The sequence below is a fragment of the Streptomyces sp. NPDC059499 genome (assembly GCF_042749285.1).
Classification (GTDB): Bacteria; Actinomycetota; Actinomycetes; order Streptomycetales; family Streptomycetaceae; genus Streptomyces.
In genome coordinates, this window is record NZ_JBHYTT010000019.1 from 86,349 (window position 1) to 102,559 (window position 16,211).

The window sequence follows — 16,211 nt, forward strand, 5'->3', positions numbered from 1 at the left end:
CGTCGTGGAGCCGGTGGGAAAACGACTCGAACGCGCCGGACCGAACCCCTACGCTGCCCGCATGCCTCATGGGAAAACCTCGTACGTCTGCCTGCCCTGCCGGGCCTCGTACAAGCAGCCGTACGACACGGACCGGGAGCGCGTCTGTCCGCGCTGCGCCGGGACGCTGATCCACGTGGGGTCCGCCTTCGCGCCGCCGCGACGGCGGGACACCGCGGCGTGGCGTGCCCTGTCGGTAGTCCTGAACGCGGGGATCCGTTTCCACAAGAGCTGCTGCGGCGGCCCCGGATACCGCCCGCGCACCCTGCGCGAGGTGAAGGAGCGGGTGGCGTACGCGGAGGCGAGCGGAGAGCCGTTCGCCCGTGCCCTGCTCCGAGGGGCGATCCCTGGCCCGGGACCGCGGAAGTCTTAGTGCGTCTCTTCCGGACGATCCGCCACGGAACGAATTGTTACGCTGGCTGACATGACCGCCATGACGCCCGCCCGCACCGCACCCGACCTCTCCTTCCTCCTCGACCACACCAGCCATGTCCTGCGGACCCGCATGGCCGCCGCCCTCGCCGAGATCGGGCTGACGGCACGGATGCACTGCGTCCTGGTCCACGCCCTGGAGGGGGAGCGCACCCAGATCCAGCTCGCCGAGATCGGCGACATGGACAAGACCACGATGGTGGTGACCGTGGACGCCCTGGAGAGCGCGGGGCTCGCCGAGCGGCGGCCGTCCAGCCGGGACCGGCGGGCCCGGATCATCGCCGTCACCGAGGAAGGCGCCCGGCTCGCCGCGCGGAGCCAGCAGATCGTCGACCAGGTGCACAAGGACGCCCTGTCGACACTCCCCGACAGCGACCGCGACGTGCTGCTGCGGGCCCTGAACCAGCTCGCCGAGGAACACCTGGCCACCCCCGTCGAGAACCCCCGCCCGGTCCGGCGCGCCCGGCAGGGCCAGAGTTAACGGCATCCGGTAGGGCCGTTAAATATAGTCTGCAACAAAACCATCTGCTACGGTCATTCCTGTCGACCCGTTCCGACAGGAGAAGACCGATGACTGCCACTGCGCCCCTTCCGCCGTGCGATACCGCCGGGCCCACCGACGCCCGCACCCGCCGACTGGCCCTCGGAGTGATCGCCTCCGGGATGCTGATGATGACCCTCGACGGCTCGATCGTGACCGTGGCGATGCCCGCCATCCAGCGCGACCTCGGATTCACCTCCGCCGGCCTCAGCTGGGTGGTCAACGCCTATCTGATCGGGTTCGGCAGCCTGCTCCTGCTGGCGGGCCGGCTCGGTGATCTGATCGGCCGCAAGCGCATGTTCGTCGCCGGGACCGTGGTCTTCACCGCGGCCTCCCTGCTGGCCGGCGCGGCAGCGACCCCCGGGATGCTGGTCGCCGCCAGGTTCCTGCAGGGCATCGGCAGCGCGATGGCCTCCGCCGTCGGCCTCGGCATCCTCGTGACCCTGTTCACCGAACAACGGGAACGCGCCCGAGCCATCGCCGTGTTCTCGTTCACCGGGGCGGCGGGAGCGTCGATCGGACAGGTGCTCGGCGGCGGCCTCACCGACGCGCTCGCCTGGAACTGGATCTTCTTCATCAACCTGCCGATCGGCGTCGCGGCCCTCCTGATCGCCCGCCGCGTCCTGCCCTCCGACCGCGGCATCGGGCTCGCTGCCGGCGCCGACGTCCTGGGCGCGGCCCTCGTCACCGCGGGTCTGATGCTCGGCATCTACACCGTGGTCAAGGTCGAGGAGTACGGCTGGACCTCCGCACCCATACTCGGCCTCGGCGCACTCACCCTCGTACTCCTCGTCGGGTTCGTCGTCCGCCAGGCCACCGCCCGGACGCCGCTCATGCCTCTGCGGATCTTCCGGTCCCGCAGCGTGGCCGGGGCCAACCTGGTCCAGGTGCTCATGGTGGCCGCCCTGTTCTCGTTCCAGATCCTCGTCGCGCTGTTCCTGCAGAACGTGCTCGGGTACGGCGCCGCCGAGACCGGTCTCGCCATGCTTCCGGCCGCCGCGGTCATCGGAGCCGTGTCGCTGGGCGTCTCGGCGAGGCTGAACGCCCGGTTCGGTGAACGCGCCGTCCTGCTGGCCGGCATCCTGCTGCTGATCGGCGCCCTCGGACTCCTCACCCGGGTTCCCGTACAGGCGCAGTACGTGACCGACCTCCTCCCCGTGATGCTCCTGGCCGCCGGCTTCGGGCTCGCCCTCCCGGCACTGACGGCGCTCGGCATGTCCGGCGCGGGGGACGACGACGCCGGGCTCGCCTCGGGCGTCTTCAACACCACGCAGCAGATCGGCATGGCCGTCGGCGTCGCGGTGCTGTCCACACTCGCGGCGGGCCGAAGTGAGCGGCTGCTGACCGAAGGCCACAGCAGGGCCGACGCGCTGACCGGTGGTTACCAACTGGCCTTCGCCGTCGGTACGGGCCTGCTCGTCGCCGCCTTCGCTCTCGCACTCCTCGTCCTGCGCCCCGCATCCACGGCCGCCCGTCCCTGAAAGGTGAATTCCATGAACCCGGTCGGGACATCGAAGCCGAAGAGCGGCCCCGCGCCCCGCGTCCTCACCGACGAGGAGCTCTCCCGAATCCTGCGGGAGCAGCCGTTCGGCGTGCTCGCCGCCGTCCGCGCCACCGGGCACCCGCACCTGTCGACCGTGCTGTACCGCTGGAACAGCGAGGACCGCACGGTACGCGTCTCCACCACCGCCGACCGCTTGAAGTCGCGCATGCTGCGCCGGAATCCGCGCGCCTCGCTGCACGTCCGGGGCGGCGACGAATGGTCGTTCGCGGTGGCCGAGGGCGAGGCGGAGGTGTCGCGGGAGTCGGTGGTGGCCGGTGACGCGATCGGCCGTGAACTACTCTCCCTGACGCCGGGCTTCGACGACCCGGCGGACGAGGCCGCCTTCCTGGCGCAGGTCGTGGCGGAACGCCGCGTGGTGATCCGCCTCCGGGTCTCCCGCCTGTACGGAACGGCCCTGGACATCCCCGCGGCGGAATGAGACCGGCCATGCAGGTGCCCGGAAAGTACGTGCTGTTCGATGTCGACGGCACCTTGATCGACGCGCTCGACAACCAGCGCGAGGTCTGGAACACCTGGGCGCTGCGGCACGGCCTCGACCCCGACGAGGTCTACCGGACGGCGCTGCGCACACGGCCCGTGGAGACCTTCGCCGAGGTCGCCCCGGACCGTGATCCGCGCGTCTGCCTGGACCTTCTGCACGAACTGGAGGACGACGACGTCCGTACCGGCGACTACACCGCGTTCGACGGTGCCGCGGCGCTGCTGACCGCCCTTCCCACCGGCTCCTGGGCCCTGGTCACGTCCAACTACGAGCACCGGGTCCGCGGCCGGTTCGCCCGTACGGGACTGCCGGTGCCCGAGGTGATCGTGGACGCCGCGTCGGTGCGGGAGGGCAAACCGTCCCCGGCGCCGTACCTGCTGGCGGCCGAGCGGCTCGGAGCCCGGCCGGAGGACTGCCTGGTGATCGAGGACGCCCCATCCGGGGTGCAGGCGGGGCTGCGGGCCGGGATGACGGTGTGGTCGGTGAACGCCCCGGCGGCCGACGGCGCCCAGGCGGGCCCGGCCGCTCCGGGCACCCGGTCCGGCGCGCACCGGCGCTTCGCCGCCCTGGGCGACGCGGTACGCGACATCCTCGCGTTCGCCTCCGCTTCCGCCGACGCGCCGGAACCGGCCGACCGGCCCTGTGACGCGGTGCTGTGCGACCTCGACAACGTCATCCGCTTCTACGACACGACTCACCTGACCTCGCTGGAACGGGCCGCGGGCCTCCCGGAAGGCACCACCGAGGACATCGCGTACGCACCGGCGACCGACCTCCCGCTGCTCCTGGGCCGGATCTCCCCGGACGAGTGGGTCGAGGCCATCGTGTCCGGACTCGCCGGCCGGGTGGACGAGACCCGGGCCCGTGAGCTGGGCCGGGCACTCGCCCGGGCGCCGTTCCGGGCGGACGAGGAGGTCGTGGCCCTGCTGCGACGGGTCAGAGCCCGGGTGCCGCTCGTCCTGGTCACCAACGCGACCCTCCGACTGGAGGACGACCTCGCCGCGTTGGGGCTCGGCGACCTGGCCGACCACGTCGTCAGCAGCGCCGTGGAGGGCATCGCGAAGCCCGACCCGGAGATCTACCGGATCGCCGCCGCACGCGCGGGGGTGCCGCTGGACCGGTGCCTCTTCGTGGACGACCGCCAGGAGAACATCGACGCCGCCGTCGCCCTCGGGATGACGGGGGTGCTGTTCCGTGAACCGGCGGATCTGCACGGCCCGTTCGGGTTCGCCCTCACCCCGGCGGACGCGTGAGCGACGAGGGGCACCCCGTCAGCGGCTGACCTGCTCCAGCCCCGTCCTCAGCTGGACGAAGGCGTTCTCGGCCGCCGCCACCGCGCCCCCGTACACCTGGCCCGCGCTCTCCCCGGCGTCGATCCGCCGCCAGTTCCCCTCGGCGAGGATCCGCAGGACGGCGACGATCTGCCCCGCCGCGAGCCGCGCCGGCATCCCGTTGCCCAGGGCGCGGGCGAGCGCCTTCTCGGAACGCCCCCGGTACGTGTGCAACCGGGCGACGAGGGACGGGGTGCCGTACAGCAGCCGGTGGAACGCCAGCACGGCCGGGGTGTCGCAGAGCCCCGTCACCGGGTCGCGCCGGTCGAGACCGTCCAGGTGGTGACGGCGCAGCGCGGCGAGGGGCGATTCGCCCGGGGCCCGGCCGGAGACCACCCGGGCCGCCTCGTCCTCGTGCGCGGCGTACCGGTGCAGCACCAGGTCCTCCTTGGCCGGGAAGTACCGGAACAGCGTCGGCTTGGAGATGTCGGCCGCAGCCGCCACCTCGGCCACGGAGACCTTGGCGAAGCCCCGCTCCAGGAACATCTCGATCGCGGCATCGGAGACCGCCTCGCAGGTCAGCTGCTTCTTGCGCTCGCGCAGACCTGTGGGCGCGAGCGCCGCCGGGCCGGTCTTCTCTCCGCTCATGACCATGAAGCGTACGCCCCGGACCTCAACCGGACTTGATGTCCTGACCCTCCGTGCGCCGCCGCCGGACCAGGGCCTCGGTTCCGTCGAGCAGCCGTGCGAGTCCGAACACGAACTCGTAGTCGGGGTCGTCCGGCTCGCTCATGACACCACTGCCCATCAGCCGGGTGAGCGCGGGATGCCGTACGGGATCGACCAGCCGGCCCATGGTCCGCTCCCACCGCGCCATCACCTCGTCGGCGGGCACGCCCTTCGCCGCGACGGCCGCGGCGATATCGCTCATCAGCAGCGCCTCGTTCCGTACGAAACCGGAGACGAGGAGGATGGTGGAGATCTTGTCGCCCTCGCTCAGTCCGCTGCTCTCCAGCGCCTGGAGGCCCTGCTCCCACCAGGCCACCGAGTTCGGGCTGGCGGGCGGGCCCGAGATCGGCATGCGCAGCGCCCACAGGTTGCGGTGGAACATCTCCCGCTGGGCCCATGCCCACTGGCTGATCGCCTCCCGCCAGCCCTCCCCCGCCTCCAGGGCGGGCAGCGGCGGGGGCTCGCCCATGGCCGCCTCCTGCATCAGGAGGTAGAGCTCCTCCTTCGCGGAGACGTACCGGTAGAGCGACATCGTGGACGCGCCGAGGTCCTTGGCGACCCGCCCCATCGAGACGGCCGCGAGCCCTTCCGAGGCCGCCACGGCGACGGCCGCGGCGACGATGCGCTCCAGGGTCAGCCCGGGCTTCGGCCCCTTGACCGGGCGGTCCCGCAGACCCCAGGCGGCCTCGATGCTGGCCGGGAGGCCCGTGCCGCCCGATGTGTCGTTCTTCTCCGTCACCCGAAGCCGCCTCTCCCAGTCCCGCCTTGACCTTCATCCTAGGTTTGCGTAATGCTTACGCAGTAACGCGTATGCCATACGCAGAAGGGTGGACTCCCATGCCCGGCGCAATGATCGAGGCCCACGGCCTCACGAAGTCCTACGGAAGACCGAACGCCCGGATCCGCGTCCTGGACGGCATCGACCTCCAGGTCGCCCACGCCTCCGTCCTCGCACTGCTCGGCCCCAACGGCGCGGGCAAGACCACGGCCGTACGCATCCTCGCCACCCTCACCACCGCCGACTCCGGCACGGCACGCGTCGCCGGGTACGACGTCGTCGCCGACCGGAGCCGCGTGCGCCGCGCGATCAGCCTCACCGGACAGTTCGCCTCCGTCGACGAGACCCAGACCGGCGAGGAGAACCTGCGGATGACGGCGAGACTCGCAGGCCTCTCGCGCACACAGGCCAGGCAGCGGGCCGAGGAGCTCCTCGTCCGCTTCGGCCTCACCGACGCCGCCCGCCGCCTTACCCGTACGTACTCCGGGGGCATGCGGCGCCGCCTCGACCTCGCGGCGGGACTGGTCGGCTCGCCCGAGCCCGGCGTCTTCTTCCTCGACGAGCCCACCACGGGCCTCGACCCGCGCAGCCGCCGGGAGCTCTGGCAGGTCGTCGGCGACCTCGCGCACCGGGGGGCCGCGGTGCTGCTCACCACCCAGTACCTGGAGGAGGCCGACAGGCTGGCCGACCGCATCGCCGTACTGGACAAGGGCCGGATCGTCGCCGAAGGCACCCCGGACACGCTGAAGTCGCACACCTCCGGCCACCGCCTCGACGTGGTCCTCACCAGCCGCGCGGCCTACCTCCGGCTCGCCACCGCCGCCGTCCACCACTCCCCCGGGACGCTGACCCTGGGCCTGCCCACCGACGGCACCGCAGCTCATGTCCGCGCACTGCTCGACGAGATCGACCCGCACCGCACGGACGTGGACCGCTTCTCCGTGCACAGCGCGACCCTCGACGACGTGTTCCTGGCCCTCACCGCACAGACCACGGAGGCACCGGCCCATGTCTGACGCACCCGGAGTCCTGACCCACGCCGCGGTCATGACCGGCCGCAGCCTGCGCATCAGCCGCCGCAACGTCGACGCCGTCATCACCTCGATGATGCTGCCGATCATGCTGATGCTGATCTTCGTCTACTTCTTCGGCGGCGCGATCGACACGGGGGCCGCCTACGACTCGTACGTCATGTACGTCGTCCCCGGAGTCCTGCTCCTGTGCGCGGGATTCGGCGCCTCCACCACGGCGGTCGCCGTGAGCGAGGACATGAAGGGCGGCATCATCGACCGCTTCCGCTCCCTGGACGTCGGCGGCACGCCGGTACTCGCCGGGCACGTCGTGGCAAGCACCGTACGCAATCTGGTCTCCACCACCCTCGTGTTCGGCGTCGCCGTCCTGATCGGTTTCCGCCCGGCGGCCACCCCGGCCGGCTGGGCGGCCGTCGCCGCCGTGCTCCTCGCCTACATCACGGCGCTGTCCTGGATCTCGGCGGCCATCGGCCTCCTCGCCCGCACCCCGGAGGCGGCCGGCGGATTCACCTTCTTCATGTCGTTCCTGCCGTACCCGAGCAGCGCGTTCGTCCCGGTCGACAGCATGCCCGGCTGGCTCCACGGCTTCGCCGACCACCAGCCGATCACCCCGGCCATCGAATCCCTGCGCGGCCTCCTGGTGAACCAGCCGGTGGGCAACACCCCGTGGATCGCGCTCGCGTGGGCTACGGGGATCCTGGCGCTGGCGGTGGGGCTCTCGGGGGTGCTCTTCAGGATGCGGACGCGGTGACGGCGGGGCGCGACCCGAACCACTCCTCGTAGGCATCCATGACCTGCCCCGGTGTGGGGGCGGCCTGCTCCCCGAACAGCGGCTGCGCGGCCGCCAACGCCTGATGGACCTGCTCGGCCACACCCCGGAGCAGGTGCCGGTTCGGCCCGCCCGCCGGCTCCTCCAGCACGAGCGCCCCTCGGATGACGTCCGTGTACACCGACTGGGCACGCTTGTAGGCGAGCAGCACGGGCAGATCCCGCCGCCACCCCGAAGTGGCGTCCGGCCGGGCCGCTTCGACCGCCGCCTCCCAGATCCCGCAGATCTCCTCCCGCTCCTCGTCCTCGTAGCGCATCAGATGCAGATGCGTCGCCAGGTCGTAGAGCGGGTCGCCGATCATGGCGAGTTCCCAGTCGATGGTCCACAGGTCACCGCGGAGATCCACGATGAAGTTCGCCCGGTGCAGATCACCGTGGACAAGCACGAAGGGCCGGGACCCCAGCCCCCGCGCCCTGCTCTTCAGCCTCTCCAGTGCGGCGTCACTCACACCCAGCCGTCCGAACAGCCCGTGGTACGGGGCGCCGTGCTCCCGGTAGACCCGCTCCTGGGTGAACGCGATCAGGCTGACCAGGAACCCGGCACTGTCGCCGTCCGCGGGCCGGTCCTTCGGACTGCAGATCCGCTCGATGTCGATCTCGTCCGTCTTGACCGCCGCCAACTCACCGAAGAGCTCGCTGAGTTGCCTGCGGTGCCGGGGGGACAACGGCCCGCTGGGCAGCACCCCCTGGCCCAACGTGCGTCCCTCGATGAAGACCTGCAGCCCGGCCTCATCGGCCTCGATGATTTCCGGAATCCTCCGCACCCGCCCCTGAAGGGCCCGCAACAAGAGCTCCTCGGACCGGAAGCACCGGCGGTCGTACCAGAACAGACCGGGACGCGGCTCCCGCACCTTGCCTCGCCTGGGCTGCGCACCTGGGTCACTGCTGGGCGGAAGCGGAATGACGTAGGTCTCGTGGTGGTACCCCTGGAGCGGGCCCTCGATCGCGCTGTCGTCGTAGTCCAGCCCGGCTCTCCCCGCCGCCGTCCGGCGGACTACGGACTCTGTGTGGACTGTCATGGATGGCGGCCTCGTGGGTACGGAACTCCGGAACTGACGAGGAAGGTACCGTGCTGATCGTCCGGGGCGGGGGAAATTGACATCGTCGTCACTCGGTCGTTTCCGGACGGGTGATTTCGCATCGAACACTCGCCGCCGCCGTTCGAGCAACGCTGGTGTTGCGCTCGCGCGGGGAACCGGCCGCACGGGCGAGCCCTTCGAGCGTGGAGACGCTCACCTCCGCTCCCGCGTCGCGCAGTTCCCTGTACTTCCGGGCGTTCTCCGCGTAGCCGAGAAAGGGAATTCCGGCCTTGTTGGCCGCCAGCCAGTCGGCGGGCGAGTCGCCGATCATCAGTGCGTCCCCGGCGTCCACCCCGGTCGTCCGGAGCGCGCGGTACAGGCAGTCCGGGTCCGGCTTGAGCAGGGCCGGGTCCGGGCTGCGGCCGTGTATGTGTCCGTCGAACAACGGGCCGAGACCCTCCCGGGCGAGATAGGAGGTCACCGCCGCGGGTGAGTTGTTGGTGGTCACCGCAAGGCGCGTACCGGCACCCGCCAGGGCCCGGACGAGCTCAGCGGCGCCCGGGGTCGGAGTGGCTCTTCCCGCCGCCACGACCTCCTCCTCGGTGAGCTGCTCGTCCAGCACAGCCATCAGCACGCGGTCGTCCGGGCGATGCTTGCGGACCGCCAGGAGCACTCCGATCGGGTCGGCGTCCCGCACGCTCGCGGCCACCGACACCGACACCGGATCATCGTCGAATGCCGCCAGCCTCCCGGAGAGCCTCTGCGCGACCCCCTCGGCCGAATGGCCGGCGAACAGCCGGCACATGGGGCCGTCGAAGTCGAAGAGAACGCATGCGGCGGATGAAAGGAGGGCATGCGGGTCGGTCGCGTGCGGTTGAATCACGTCGCTCCGTCCGTCGGGGCGCGGGCCGGGGCCGGCACTTCGCCTCCCCATACTGCCCGCGCCCCTCGCGGCAGAACTCGGTGAACACACGATCCCCGTATCAGGGCTCCAGGTTCAGATCGGTCGCCACGGTGGTCCAGAGGCCCTCGAACCACATCGACGACTGCGCGACGAATGCCTCGTCCCGCACCCCGCCGTCACCGTTGAACATGAAGAGCGTCGAGTCGCTCCCCAGGACGTCGAAGAGCTCGACCGGACTGCCGTCGATCTGCTCCTGGCGCCGGGTGACGGTGTAGTACGCGAACAGCGCCTCGGAGTCGTTCAGCAGGTAGATCTTGACGGGCGGGGTGAACGGCAGCGCCCGGAAGGTCACTTCGACGTCGAGATGGAGCGTGCTGCGCATCGCCAGCAGGTTGTGCCGCAGGGCGGCGCCCTGGATGTTGCGCAGGTTCAGCCAGCGCTCATGGACCTGTGCGGCGTCCTCGGCGTCATCGGCGGGCCGGGGGAACGCCAGATCCAGGTGGCGGTCCGGCAGCAGGATGCGCACCTTCACCGAGCGCGGCTTGAGTCGGCCGGACCGGATCCGCTGCAAGGGCTCCGCCAGGGCGAGCGAGAGGGATTCCGCCGTGAGGCAGAGCGCGTCGATCCGCACCTCGGGCGCCCCGAAGGCCGCCAGGATCTTCGGCCCCAGGACGGCCGCCGTCTGCTGGGGTTCGGCGTCGTCCGCCTCGCCGCCGACGGACGGAGGACCCGCGATGCGCGGCGGGGCGCCCCGGGTGACCGCGGTGAGCATCCCCTCGGCCTTCAGATGCTCCACCGCCCGGCGGATCGCGCCACGTTCGACGCCGAACTCCTCGACGAGCTGCGCCTGCGTCGGCATGTGTGCGCCGGTCTTGAGTACGCCGGTGCGGATCCGCTCCCGCAGGACGTCCGCCACCTCTTCGGAGGAGGGCTTCGTGGTGCCGTTCATAGCTCTGCGCTCAGGGGTCACAACAGAACGCTACAACTTCTTGCCATCTAACGGAACTTGTTCCCAAGTTGGTTATCTCCTCGCACCAAGTGGGGACAACTATAAGTAAGTTGGCAACCAACTTCGCCAACATCCTCTCGTACAGGGCACGTTCATCGCTGAGTCCGTCCACCGCCGTACGGATGCAGCTCGCGCATCGGCCGCTTCCCGGAGCCTTCGCTCCCCACCTCCTCAGGAGGGACCGCCATGCCCGTACTCATCTTCTTCCTCGAGCGGTATCTGGAGTGGAAATTCGGCGTCATGAGCACCGTCGCCGTCTCGTTGCTCGTCGGAGGCTGGAAGTCCGGCAGCGAGCAGTGCACCACTGCCGGCGCCGTGCTGCTGGCCGTGCTCGTGGTGGGCGCGGCCCTCTAGAGGACCCGGACCGCCCGGGCGCATCCGAAGCTCTCAGAATCCTTCAGAACACATCCGGGCACCACGGCCGCCGCGCCGTACGGAACACCGTCTCCGCCGTCGCCACGGCCCCCGCCCGGTTCTCCTCCACCCTGCCCAGTGCGGCGAGCCGCAGCGCCGACTCGTCGCCCAGGTACAGCGACGCCAGCTCCCGTACGTCCAGAGCGAGGTCGGCGCTCCGGGTCGTCGGGGTGCAGGAGGCGCCGGACGGGGAGACGTCCAGCAGGAAACGGCCTGCCGCCGGCCCCGTTTGGTCGCGGACGTCCAGGACCAGCGTCGCCTCGGTCGCGTACGTGCGGGCCTCCAGGGCCCGGGGTACGTCCAGGAGGCGCAGCCAGAGCCAGTCCGCCTGCGTCACGGTGCGGGCCGCCCGGGGGTCCGGGAGGAGCAGGGGGAGCAGGTCGTCGGGGGCGCGGTTGCCGGTGCGGACCGTGGTGATCCAGTCGATCGAGCAGACGTAGTTCCACAGGGCGCGTTCCGCCGCCGGGGTCACGGCGATCAGGCCGGAGACGGTGGCCTTGTTGTGCGGCTGGTTCGAGTCGCTCCATTCGGTGCCGGCACGGTAGACGACCAGCCCGTCGACCTCACCGTCCGCCGTGCGGTACACCCCGTAGAACGGCTCCGTCCACGCTTCGTGCGCCGGTACGCCGACGCCGGTGTGCCAGTCCCACCAGCGCTGGTCGCGGCTGACGATGCCCGGCTGCCGGGCCGCCAGACGGGCATGGAGCTCGGGACCCAGCTTGCGTACGTCCGCGCCGTCGACGAGCGCCACGCTGCCGCCGTCCGCCTCGGAGAGGGCGGGCCGGTGCGGGTCCAGGCCCGCCCGGGGGACGTCGATCTCCCACTCGGTGGTCCAGGTCGCCGGTCCGAAGCCGTACCGCCCGTAGATCGGGTACTCGGCCGCGATGAGCGAGGCGACCACGTCGCCGCGCTCCTTCGCCGCCGCCAGGTCTGCGGCCATCATCCGGCGGAGCAGTCCGCGGCGGCGGTGCGTGGCCGTCACCGTCACGGCGGAGACCGCGTCGGCCCGCACCGTGGCTCCGCCCACGACGGTCAGCTCCTGGGAGAAGGAAAGGAACGTGGCCACACAGCGCCCGTTGTCGAACACTCCCTGGACACGGGACAGATCGGTGTGCGCCAGACGCTCCGCGATCTCCTGCTCCGTGTCCGCGAGCGGCCGCAGGAACCCGTTGTTCACGGCGCGCAGCCAGTCGGGGTACTCGGACTCGGTGACGGTACGGAGTTCGGGGCTCATGCCCACCACGCTAGGCACACCGTGTCGGGAATGTCGCGCGGATTTCGGCCCTCTCGACGGCCCGCCCCTCAGAACGCCCCGCAAACGCTTCGCAGAACGCCCCGCAGAACATCGCTCAGAACGCCGCGCGGATCCGGCCGACCTCCGCGGCGCCGCCCAGCAGCGGTGCCCTGCCGATGCGGGACACCACCGGGGCGTCGACGCCGAGCATGTCCAGCGCACGGGCCAGCACCGGGCCCAGCGCCCGCGTCGAGCCGTCGTCGATCTTGAAGGCCATGGCCCTGCCGTCCGGGAGCGCCACCGCCTGGACCGCCTCGGCGCCCATCTTCGAGAGGGTTCCGGGCACTTCGCGCATCAGCCAGGTGTCCGGGCGGCGCGTCCCTGCGACGTACTCCGGGTACGCCCGCATCGCGTCCGCGACCCGGCGCTCCGCCGTGCCGGGCTCCGCCAGGACGAACGTACGGAACGCGCGGGCCAGGCCCACCAGGCCGATCGCCATCAGCGGGGCCCCGCAGCCGTCCGTGCCGACCGCCGCGACCGGCTCGCCCGCCGCTTCCGCGACCACCTGGCCGACGAGCTGCTGCAGGGGATGCGCGGGGTCGAGGTACGTCGAGGTGTCCCAGCCGTTCTGCACGCAGACGGCGAGCATCGCCGCGTGCTTGCCCGAGCAGTTCATCGTCAGCGGCTCCCGCACCCGCCCCGCGGCGAGGTACGCCTCCGCCTCCACCGGGTCCAGCGGAAGGTCCGGCGGGGTCTGGAGGTCGTCCGGCTTCAGTCCGTGCTCGGAGAGCATCGTGCGGACGAGGTCGAGGTGGAAGTCCTCCCCGGAGTGGCTCGCGGCGGCCAGTGCCAGCCGCTCCCCCGAGAGGTCCAGCCCCGCCCGCAGGATCGCGGCGGCCTGCATCGGCTTGTTGGAGGAGCGTGGGAAGACCGGGGCCGCCGGGTCTCCGAGCGCGTACTCGACACGTCCGTCGGCGGCCAGCACGACCAGCGATCCCCGGTGGTGGCCCTCGGTGAAACCGGACCGTACGACCTCGGCCAGAACCGGGAGCGCGGGGGACGCGGCGGGGGATATGGAGGTCATGGTGGCGAGTGGCCTTCCGGGGGCGGGGCGGGACCTGCCCCCGGAAGGGTCGCTTCAGGCGAGCAGATCGTCTACTTGTGCTTCTCCGTCACGGTACCTGCGGGCGATCTCCGCACTGCAATCGTCCACGGTGCGCTGGAGCCGGTGCCGGCGCCGGGAGACCTGCTGTTCGTAGCGGACGAGCCGTCCCATCGCGGTGAGCAGCTCTTCGTCCGTCCGGGCGTCGAGGTCGGACAGCTCGACCTCGGCGAGTGTGTCCGCGGCCAGCTGCCGGTACTCGTCGCTGCGCGGTGTGGTGAGGGTGACGTGCCGCGCCGAGGAGCGGTGGACGGACGGGGTGTCGGCGAGGATCTCCGAGAGCCGGTCCACCACCGGCGACTCCGGCCCGGAACGGCCCGCGAGCTCGGCGCGCAGGATGTCGATCCGGCCCTGGACCAGACGGCGTACGTAACTCAGGTCCGCCTCGTCGCGTTGCGCGTCACGGCGGAGCGTGCGCAGTTCCGGCAGCCTCAGTCCGCGGAACTCGGGCTGCGGACGCACCGAGGCGAGCCCTTCCCCGGCCCCGCCGCTCCCCGTCTGCCCCGGTACGGACAGGGGTCCGGTCATCGTCGTGGGCAGCTGCACGGGCAACGGGCCCGGTACGGGCGACGCGCCGGTCCGCTGTACGGGCGGGCGCACGGTACCGGCAGCACGTGTCACCGGTACGACTCCGGGTGATGGCCCGGTTCCATGTGTGGTCATGATGTTCCGTCCCCTCGACCGGTGCGTCGGCACACCGACATCGTGCATCGTGCCACTACGCACGGTGCTCACGCAGGTGCTCTGTACCCGTTCAGCCCAAGATAGGTTGGTCTGTATGCGTGCAGTGATACAGAGAGTGGACGGCGCCAGCGTCGCCGTCGCGGGGACCTCCGACGATCCGTCGGGGACGGGAACCGTCGGTGAGATCGTCGGCGAGGGACTGTGTGTGCTGGTGGGGGTCACTCACGGGGACACCGCGGAGAAGGCGGCGCAGCTCGCCCGCAAGCTCTGGACCCTGCGGATCCTGGAGGGCGAGAAGTCCTGCTCGGACGTGAATGCACCGCTTTTGGTCATTTCGCAGTTCACCCTCTACGGGGACGCGAGGAAGGGCCGCAGGCCCACCTGGAACGCCGCCGCCCCCGGCGAGGTCGCCGAACCGCTGGTCGACGAGGTGGTGGCGCAGCTGCGCGCGCTCGGCGCCCGGGTGGAGACGGGCCGCTTCGGGGCGGACATGCGCGTCTCGCTCACGAACCACGGCCCGTTCACCGTACTGATCGACGTGTAGCAGCGGGTGGACAGCCACGCGTAGGGGGTCTACGGCTCGACGACCGTCTCCTGGGCCGCGGCGGTGTCACCCGCCATCAGTTCCGCGTCCACGGCCACGTTCCGCTTCACCAGCGCCAGGGCGATCGGACCCAGCTCGTGGTGGCGGGCCGACGTGGTGATGAAGCCGAGCTGACGGCCCTCCTCCCCGTCCGCGGCCAGCCGGACCGGCGTTCCGTGGCCGGGCAGGAACACCTCGCTGCCGTCCAGGTGCAGGAAGACGAGGCGGCGCGGCGGCTTCCCCAGGTTGTGGACACGGGCGACCGTCTCCTGCCCCCGGTAGCAGCCCTTCTGCAGGTGCACGGCGGTGCCGATCCAGCCCAGCTCGTGCGGGATGGTCCGGTGGTCGGTCTCGAAGCCGAGGCGCGGGCGGTGCGACTCGATGCGCAGCGCCTCGTACGCCAGGATGCCGACGGCGGGACCGTTCGCGGCGGCGTACGTCTCCAGGTCGGCACGCGGCAGGAAGAGGTCACGGCCGTGCGGCGTCTCCCGCACGGCGACGCCGTCCGGGACCTCGGCGATGGAACCGGCCGGCAGATGGACGACGGCGAAGTCCTCGGTGCGGTCGGCGACCTCGACCCGGTAGAAGAACTTCATCGACTCCAGGTAGGCGATCAGCTCACCCTGCGTCTCCGGTTCGACGTGCGCCCACACCGTCGTGCCGTCGTCGACGAGGTAGAGGGCGTGCTCGATGTGCCCGTTGGCGGAGAGGATCAGCGCCTCGGTCGCCTGGTTCGGCGCCAGGTCGCTGACGTGCTGGGTGAGCAGCAGGTGCAGCCAGGCCAGCCGGTCGTCGCCGGTGACGGTGACGACGCCCCGGTGCGAGAGGTCGACGAGGCCGCGGCCGTCGGCAAGCGCGCGTTGCTCGCGGAACAGGTCGCCGTAGTGCGCGGCGACGCCTTCGTCGCGCCCTTCGGCGGGGACGGCGCCGGGCAGGGACAGCAAGGGGCTCTTCATGCGACCAGCGTACGACTCGGCTACGGCTCGCTTCGGGGTGCCTCCGCCGGAGCGGCCCCCTCGGGGCCGGCCTCCGCCCCGTTCGCCCCGTCCGCCGCCTTCGCCGCGCAGTCCGCGCACCGGCCGAAGATCGCGAAGTGCTTCATGTCGGTCTCGAAGCCGAACGCGCCGCGGAGCTTCGCCGTGAAGTCGGCGACCACGTCGACGTCGGCCTCGATGACGTTCGTACAGTCCCGGCAGACCAGGTGGATGTGGTGGTGGCGGTCGGCCAGGTGGTACGTCGGGGCCCCGTGCCCCAGGTGCGCGTGGCTGACGAGCCCGAGCTCCTCCAGGAGCTCCAGGGTCCGGTAGACGGTGGAGATGTTCACGCCCGACGCGGTCCTGCGCACCTCGCAGAGGATGTCGTCGGGCGTCGCGTGCTCCAGCCGGTCGACCGCCTCCAGGACAAGCTGACGCTGCGGCGTCAGCCGGTAGCCACGCTGCCGAAGATCGGTCTTCCAGTCGGTGCTCACCACAGGCCCAGTGTAGGGCGGGGCCGGGCACCGGCACGTC

19 protein-coding genes and 1 pseudogene are annotated in these 16,211 nt (G+C 71.3%); 10 read left to right on the forward strand and 10 right to left on the reverse strand.

Going from position 1 to position 16,211, the window contains the following annotated elements:
* Window positions 1–61: 61 nt before the first annotated feature.
* From ACFW9O_RS31705 to ACFW9O_RS31730, 6 genes and pseudogenes are all read left to right on the forward strand, one after another.
* Complete coding sequence (locus ACFW9O_RS31705) at window positions 62–412, forward strand: deoxyxylulose-5-phosphate synthase (RefSeq protein WP_384614119.1); 351 nt, start codon at window positions 62–64, stop codon at window positions 410–412.
* A 51-nt stretch (window positions 413–463) separates the two neighbouring features.
* A complete protein-coding gene (locus ACFW9O_RS31710; RefSeq protein ID WP_351166703.1) occupies window positions 464–952 on the forward strand; it encodes a MarR family winged helix-turn-helix transcriptional regulator in 489 nt (162 codons plus the stop codon).
* A gap of 89 nt (window positions 953–1,041) precedes the next feature.
* Window positions 1,042–2,493: an MFS transporter gene (locus tag ACFW9O_RS31715; RefSeq protein ID WP_384614121.1), complete on the forward strand. Its 1,452-nt coding sequence runs from the start codon at window positions 1,042–1,044 to the stop codon at window positions 2,491–2,493.
* A gap of 12 nt (window positions 2,494–2,505) precedes the next feature.
* Window positions 2,506–2,994 carry a TIGR03618 family F420-dependent PPOX class oxidoreductase gene (locus tag ACFW9O_RS31720; RefSeq protein ID WP_384614123.1) on the forward strand — a complete coding sequence of 163 codons (489 nt, stop codon included), beginning with the start codon at window positions 2,506–2,508 and terminating at the stop codon, window positions 2,992–2,994.
* A pseudogene (locus ACFW9O_RS31725) lies at window positions 2,991–3,668 on the forward strand (HAD-IA family hydrolase); the annotation flags it as partial. The gene ACFW9O_RS31720 and the pseudogene ACFW9O_RS31725, both read left to right, overlap by 4 nt.
* A 39-nt stretch (window positions 3,669–3,707) precedes the next feature.
* The gene (locus tag ACFW9O_RS31730; protein WP_384614206.1) at window positions 3,708–4,310 is read left to right on the forward strand and encodes an HAD family hydrolase; all 603 of its coding nucleotides are present in this window, start codon (window positions 3,708–3,710) and stop codon (window positions 4,308–4,310) included.
* A gap of 18 nt (window positions 4,311–4,328) precedes the next feature.
* On the opposite strand, the gene ACFW9O_RS31735 is transcribed toward ACFW9O_RS31730, so the two are convergent.
* Complete coding sequence (locus ACFW9O_RS31735) at window positions 4,329–4,982, reverse strand: TetR/AcrR family transcriptional regulator (RefSeq protein WP_384614124.1); 654 nt, start codon at window positions 4,980–4,982, stop codon at window positions 4,329–4,331.
* Between the two features lie 19 nt (window positions 4,983–5,001).
* Window positions 5,002–5,796, reverse strand: a complete 795-nt coding sequence (locus ACFW9O_RS31740) for a TetR/AcrR family transcriptional regulator (protein WP_384614126.1) — start codon at window positions 5,794–5,796, stop codon at window positions 5,002–5,004.
* A gap of 98 nt (window positions 5,797–5,894) precedes the next feature.
* Here ACFW9O_RS31740 and ACFW9O_RS31745 point away from each other — a divergent pair, with 98 nt between their 5' ends.
* A complete protein-coding gene (locus ACFW9O_RS31745; protein ID WP_384614127.1) occupies window positions 5,895–6,851 on the forward strand; it encodes an ATP-binding cassette domain-containing protein in 957 nt (318 codons plus the stop codon).
* Window positions 6,844–7,617 carry an ABC transporter permease gene (locus tag ACFW9O_RS31750; protein ID WP_384614129.1) on the forward strand — a complete coding sequence of 258 codons (774 nt, stop codon included), beginning with the start codon at window positions 6,844–6,846 and terminating at the stop codon, window positions 7,615–7,617. Before ACFW9O_RS31745 ends, ACFW9O_RS31750 begins: the two co-directional genes overlap by 8 nt.
* Here the strand turns inward: ACFW9O_RS31750 and ACFW9O_RS31755 are convergent.
* The 3 genes from ACFW9O_RS31755 to ACFW9O_RS31765 form a co-directional block, all read right to left on the reverse strand.
* Window positions 7,598–8,713: a phosphotransferase gene (locus tag ACFW9O_RS31755; RefSeq protein WP_384614131.1), complete on the reverse strand. Its 1,116-nt coding sequence runs from the start codon at window positions 8,711–8,713 to the stop codon at window positions 7,598–7,600. The genes ACFW9O_RS31750 and ACFW9O_RS31755 overlap by 20 nt on opposite strands.
* 88 nt (window positions 8,714–8,801) lie before the next feature.
* A complete protein-coding gene (locus ACFW9O_RS31760) occupies window positions 8,802–9,596 on the reverse strand; it encodes an HAD family hydrolase (protein WP_384614133.1) in 795 nt (264 codons plus the stop codon).
* Between the two features lie 100 nt (window positions 9,597–9,696).
* Complete coding sequence (locus ACFW9O_RS31765) at window positions 9,697–10,566, reverse strand: winged helix-turn-helix domain-containing protein (protein WP_384614208.1); 870 nt, start codon at window positions 10,564–10,566, stop codon at window positions 9,697–9,699.
* 246 nt (window positions 10,567–10,812) lie between these two features.
* On the opposite strand from ACFW9O_RS31765, the gene ACFW9O_RS31770 reads away from it, so the two are divergent.
* Entirely contained in the window at window positions 10,813–10,980 is a 168-nt protein-coding gene (locus ACFW9O_RS31770) for a hypothetical protein (RefSeq protein ID WP_384614135.1), read from the forward strand.
* Window positions 10,981–11,023: 43 nt separating this feature from the next.
* Here the strand turns inward: ACFW9O_RS31770 and ACFW9O_RS31775 are convergent, their stop codons facing one another.
* The 3 genes from ACFW9O_RS31775 to ACFW9O_RS31785 all read right to left on the reverse strand — a co-directional run bounded on the left by ACFW9O_RS31775 (window position 11,024) and on the right by ACFW9O_RS31785 (window position 14,099).
* Window positions 11,024–12,274, reverse strand: a complete 1,251-nt coding sequence (locus ACFW9O_RS31775) for a GNAT family N-acetyltransferase (protein WP_384614137.1) — start codon at window positions 12,272–12,274, stop codon at window positions 11,024–11,026.
* Window positions 12,275–12,389: 115 nt separating this feature from the next.
* A complete protein-coding gene (locus ACFW9O_RS31780) occupies window positions 12,390–13,358 on the reverse strand; it encodes an asparaginase (protein ID WP_384614139.1) in 969 nt (322 codons plus the stop codon).
* A 54-nt stretch (window positions 13,359–13,412) separates the two neighbouring features.
* Window positions 13,413–14,099 carry an ABC transporter substrate-binding protein gene (locus tag ACFW9O_RS31785; RefSeq protein ID WP_384614140.1) on the reverse strand — a complete coding sequence of 229 codons (687 nt, stop codon included), beginning with the start codon at window positions 14,097–14,099 and terminating at the stop codon, window positions 13,413–13,415.
* 115 nt (window positions 14,100–14,214) lie between these two features.
* On the opposite strand from ACFW9O_RS31785, the gene dtd reads away from it, so the two are divergent.
* Window positions 14,215–14,664 carry a D-aminoacyl-tRNA deacylase gene (gene dtd / locus ACFW9O_RS31790; RefSeq protein ID WP_384614142.1) on the forward strand — a complete coding sequence of 150 codons (450 nt, stop codon included), beginning with the start codon at window positions 14,215–14,217 and terminating at the stop codon, window positions 14,662–14,664.
* A gap of 29 nt (window positions 14,665–14,693) precedes the next feature.
* Here dtd and ACFW9O_RS31795 read toward each other — a convergent pair whose 3' ends face one another.
* Entirely contained in the window at window positions 14,694–15,659 is a 966-nt protein-coding gene (locus tag ACFW9O_RS31795; protein ID WP_384614144.1) for a YgfZ/GcvT domain-containing protein, read from the reverse strand.
* 20 nt (window positions 15,660–15,679) lie between these two features.
* On the reverse strand, window positions 15,680–16,174 hold the full coding sequence (locus ACFW9O_RS31800; RefSeq protein WP_384614145.1) for a Fur family transcriptional regulator: 495 nt from the start codon (window positions 16,172–16,174) through the stop codon (window positions 15,680–15,682).
* Between the last annotated feature and the right edge of the window lie 37 nt (window positions 16,175–16,211).

Bases quoted from the DNA above. Each gene is read 5' to 3' on its own strand.
- ACFW9O_RS31705 (WP_384614119.1), top strand. From the start codon at position 62: ATGCCTCATGGGAAAACCTCGTACGTCTGCCTGCCCTGCCGGGCCTCG.
- ACFW9O_RS31710 (WP_351166703.1), top strand. From the start codon at position 464: ATGACCGCCATGACGCCCGCCCGCACCGCACCCGACCTCTCCTTCCTC.
- ACFW9O_RS31715 (WP_384614121.1), top strand. From the start codon at position 1,042: ATGACTGCCACTGCGCCCCTTCCGCCGTGCGATACCGCCGGGCCCACC.
- ACFW9O_RS31720 (WP_384614123.1), top strand. From the start codon at position 2,506: ATGAACCCGGTCGGGACATCGAAGCCGAAGAGCGGCCCCGCGCCCCGC.
- ACFW9O_RS31735 (WP_384614124.1), bottom strand. From the start codon at position 4,982: ATGGTCATGAGCGGAGAGAAGACCGGCCCGGCGGCGCTCGCGCCCACA.
- ACFW9O_RS31745 (WP_384614127.1), top strand. From the start codon at position 5,895: ATGCCCGGCGCAATGATCGAGGCCCACGGCCTCACGAAGTCCTACGGA.
- ACFW9O_RS31750 (WP_384614129.1), top strand. From the start codon at position 6,844: ATGTCTGACGCACCCGGAGTCCTGACCCACGCCGCGGTCATGACCGGC.
- ACFW9O_RS31755 (WP_384614131.1), bottom strand. From the start codon at position 8,713: ATGACAGTCCACACAGAGTCCGTAGTCCGCCGGACGGCGGCGGGGAGA.
- ACFW9O_RS31765 (WP_384614208.1), bottom strand. From the start codon at position 10,566: ATGAACGGCACCACGAAGCCCTCCTCCGAAGAGGTGGCGGACGTCCTG.
- ACFW9O_RS31770 (WP_384614135.1), top strand. From the start codon at position 10,813: ATGCCCGTACTCATCTTCTTCCTCGAGCGGTATCTGGAGTGGAAATTC.
- ACFW9O_RS31775 (WP_384614137.1), bottom strand. From the start codon at position 12,274: ATGAGCCCCGAACTCCGTACCGTCACCGAGTCCGAGTACCCCGACTGG.
- ACFW9O_RS31780 (WP_384614139.1), bottom strand. From the start codon at position 13,358: ATGACCTCCATATCCCCCGCCGCGTCCCCCGCGCTCCCGGTTCTGGCC.
- ACFW9O_RS31785 (WP_384614140.1), bottom strand. From the start codon at position 14,099: ATGACCACACATGGAACCGGGCCATCACCCGGAGTCGTACCGGTGACA.
- dtd (WP_384614142.1), top strand. From the start codon at position 14,215: ATGCGTGCAGTGATACAGAGAGTGGACGGCGCCAGCGTCGCCGTCGCG.
- ACFW9O_RS31795 (WP_384614144.1), bottom strand. From the start codon at position 15,659: ATGAAGAGCCCCTTGCTGTCCCTGCCCGGCGCCGTCCCCGCCGAAGGG.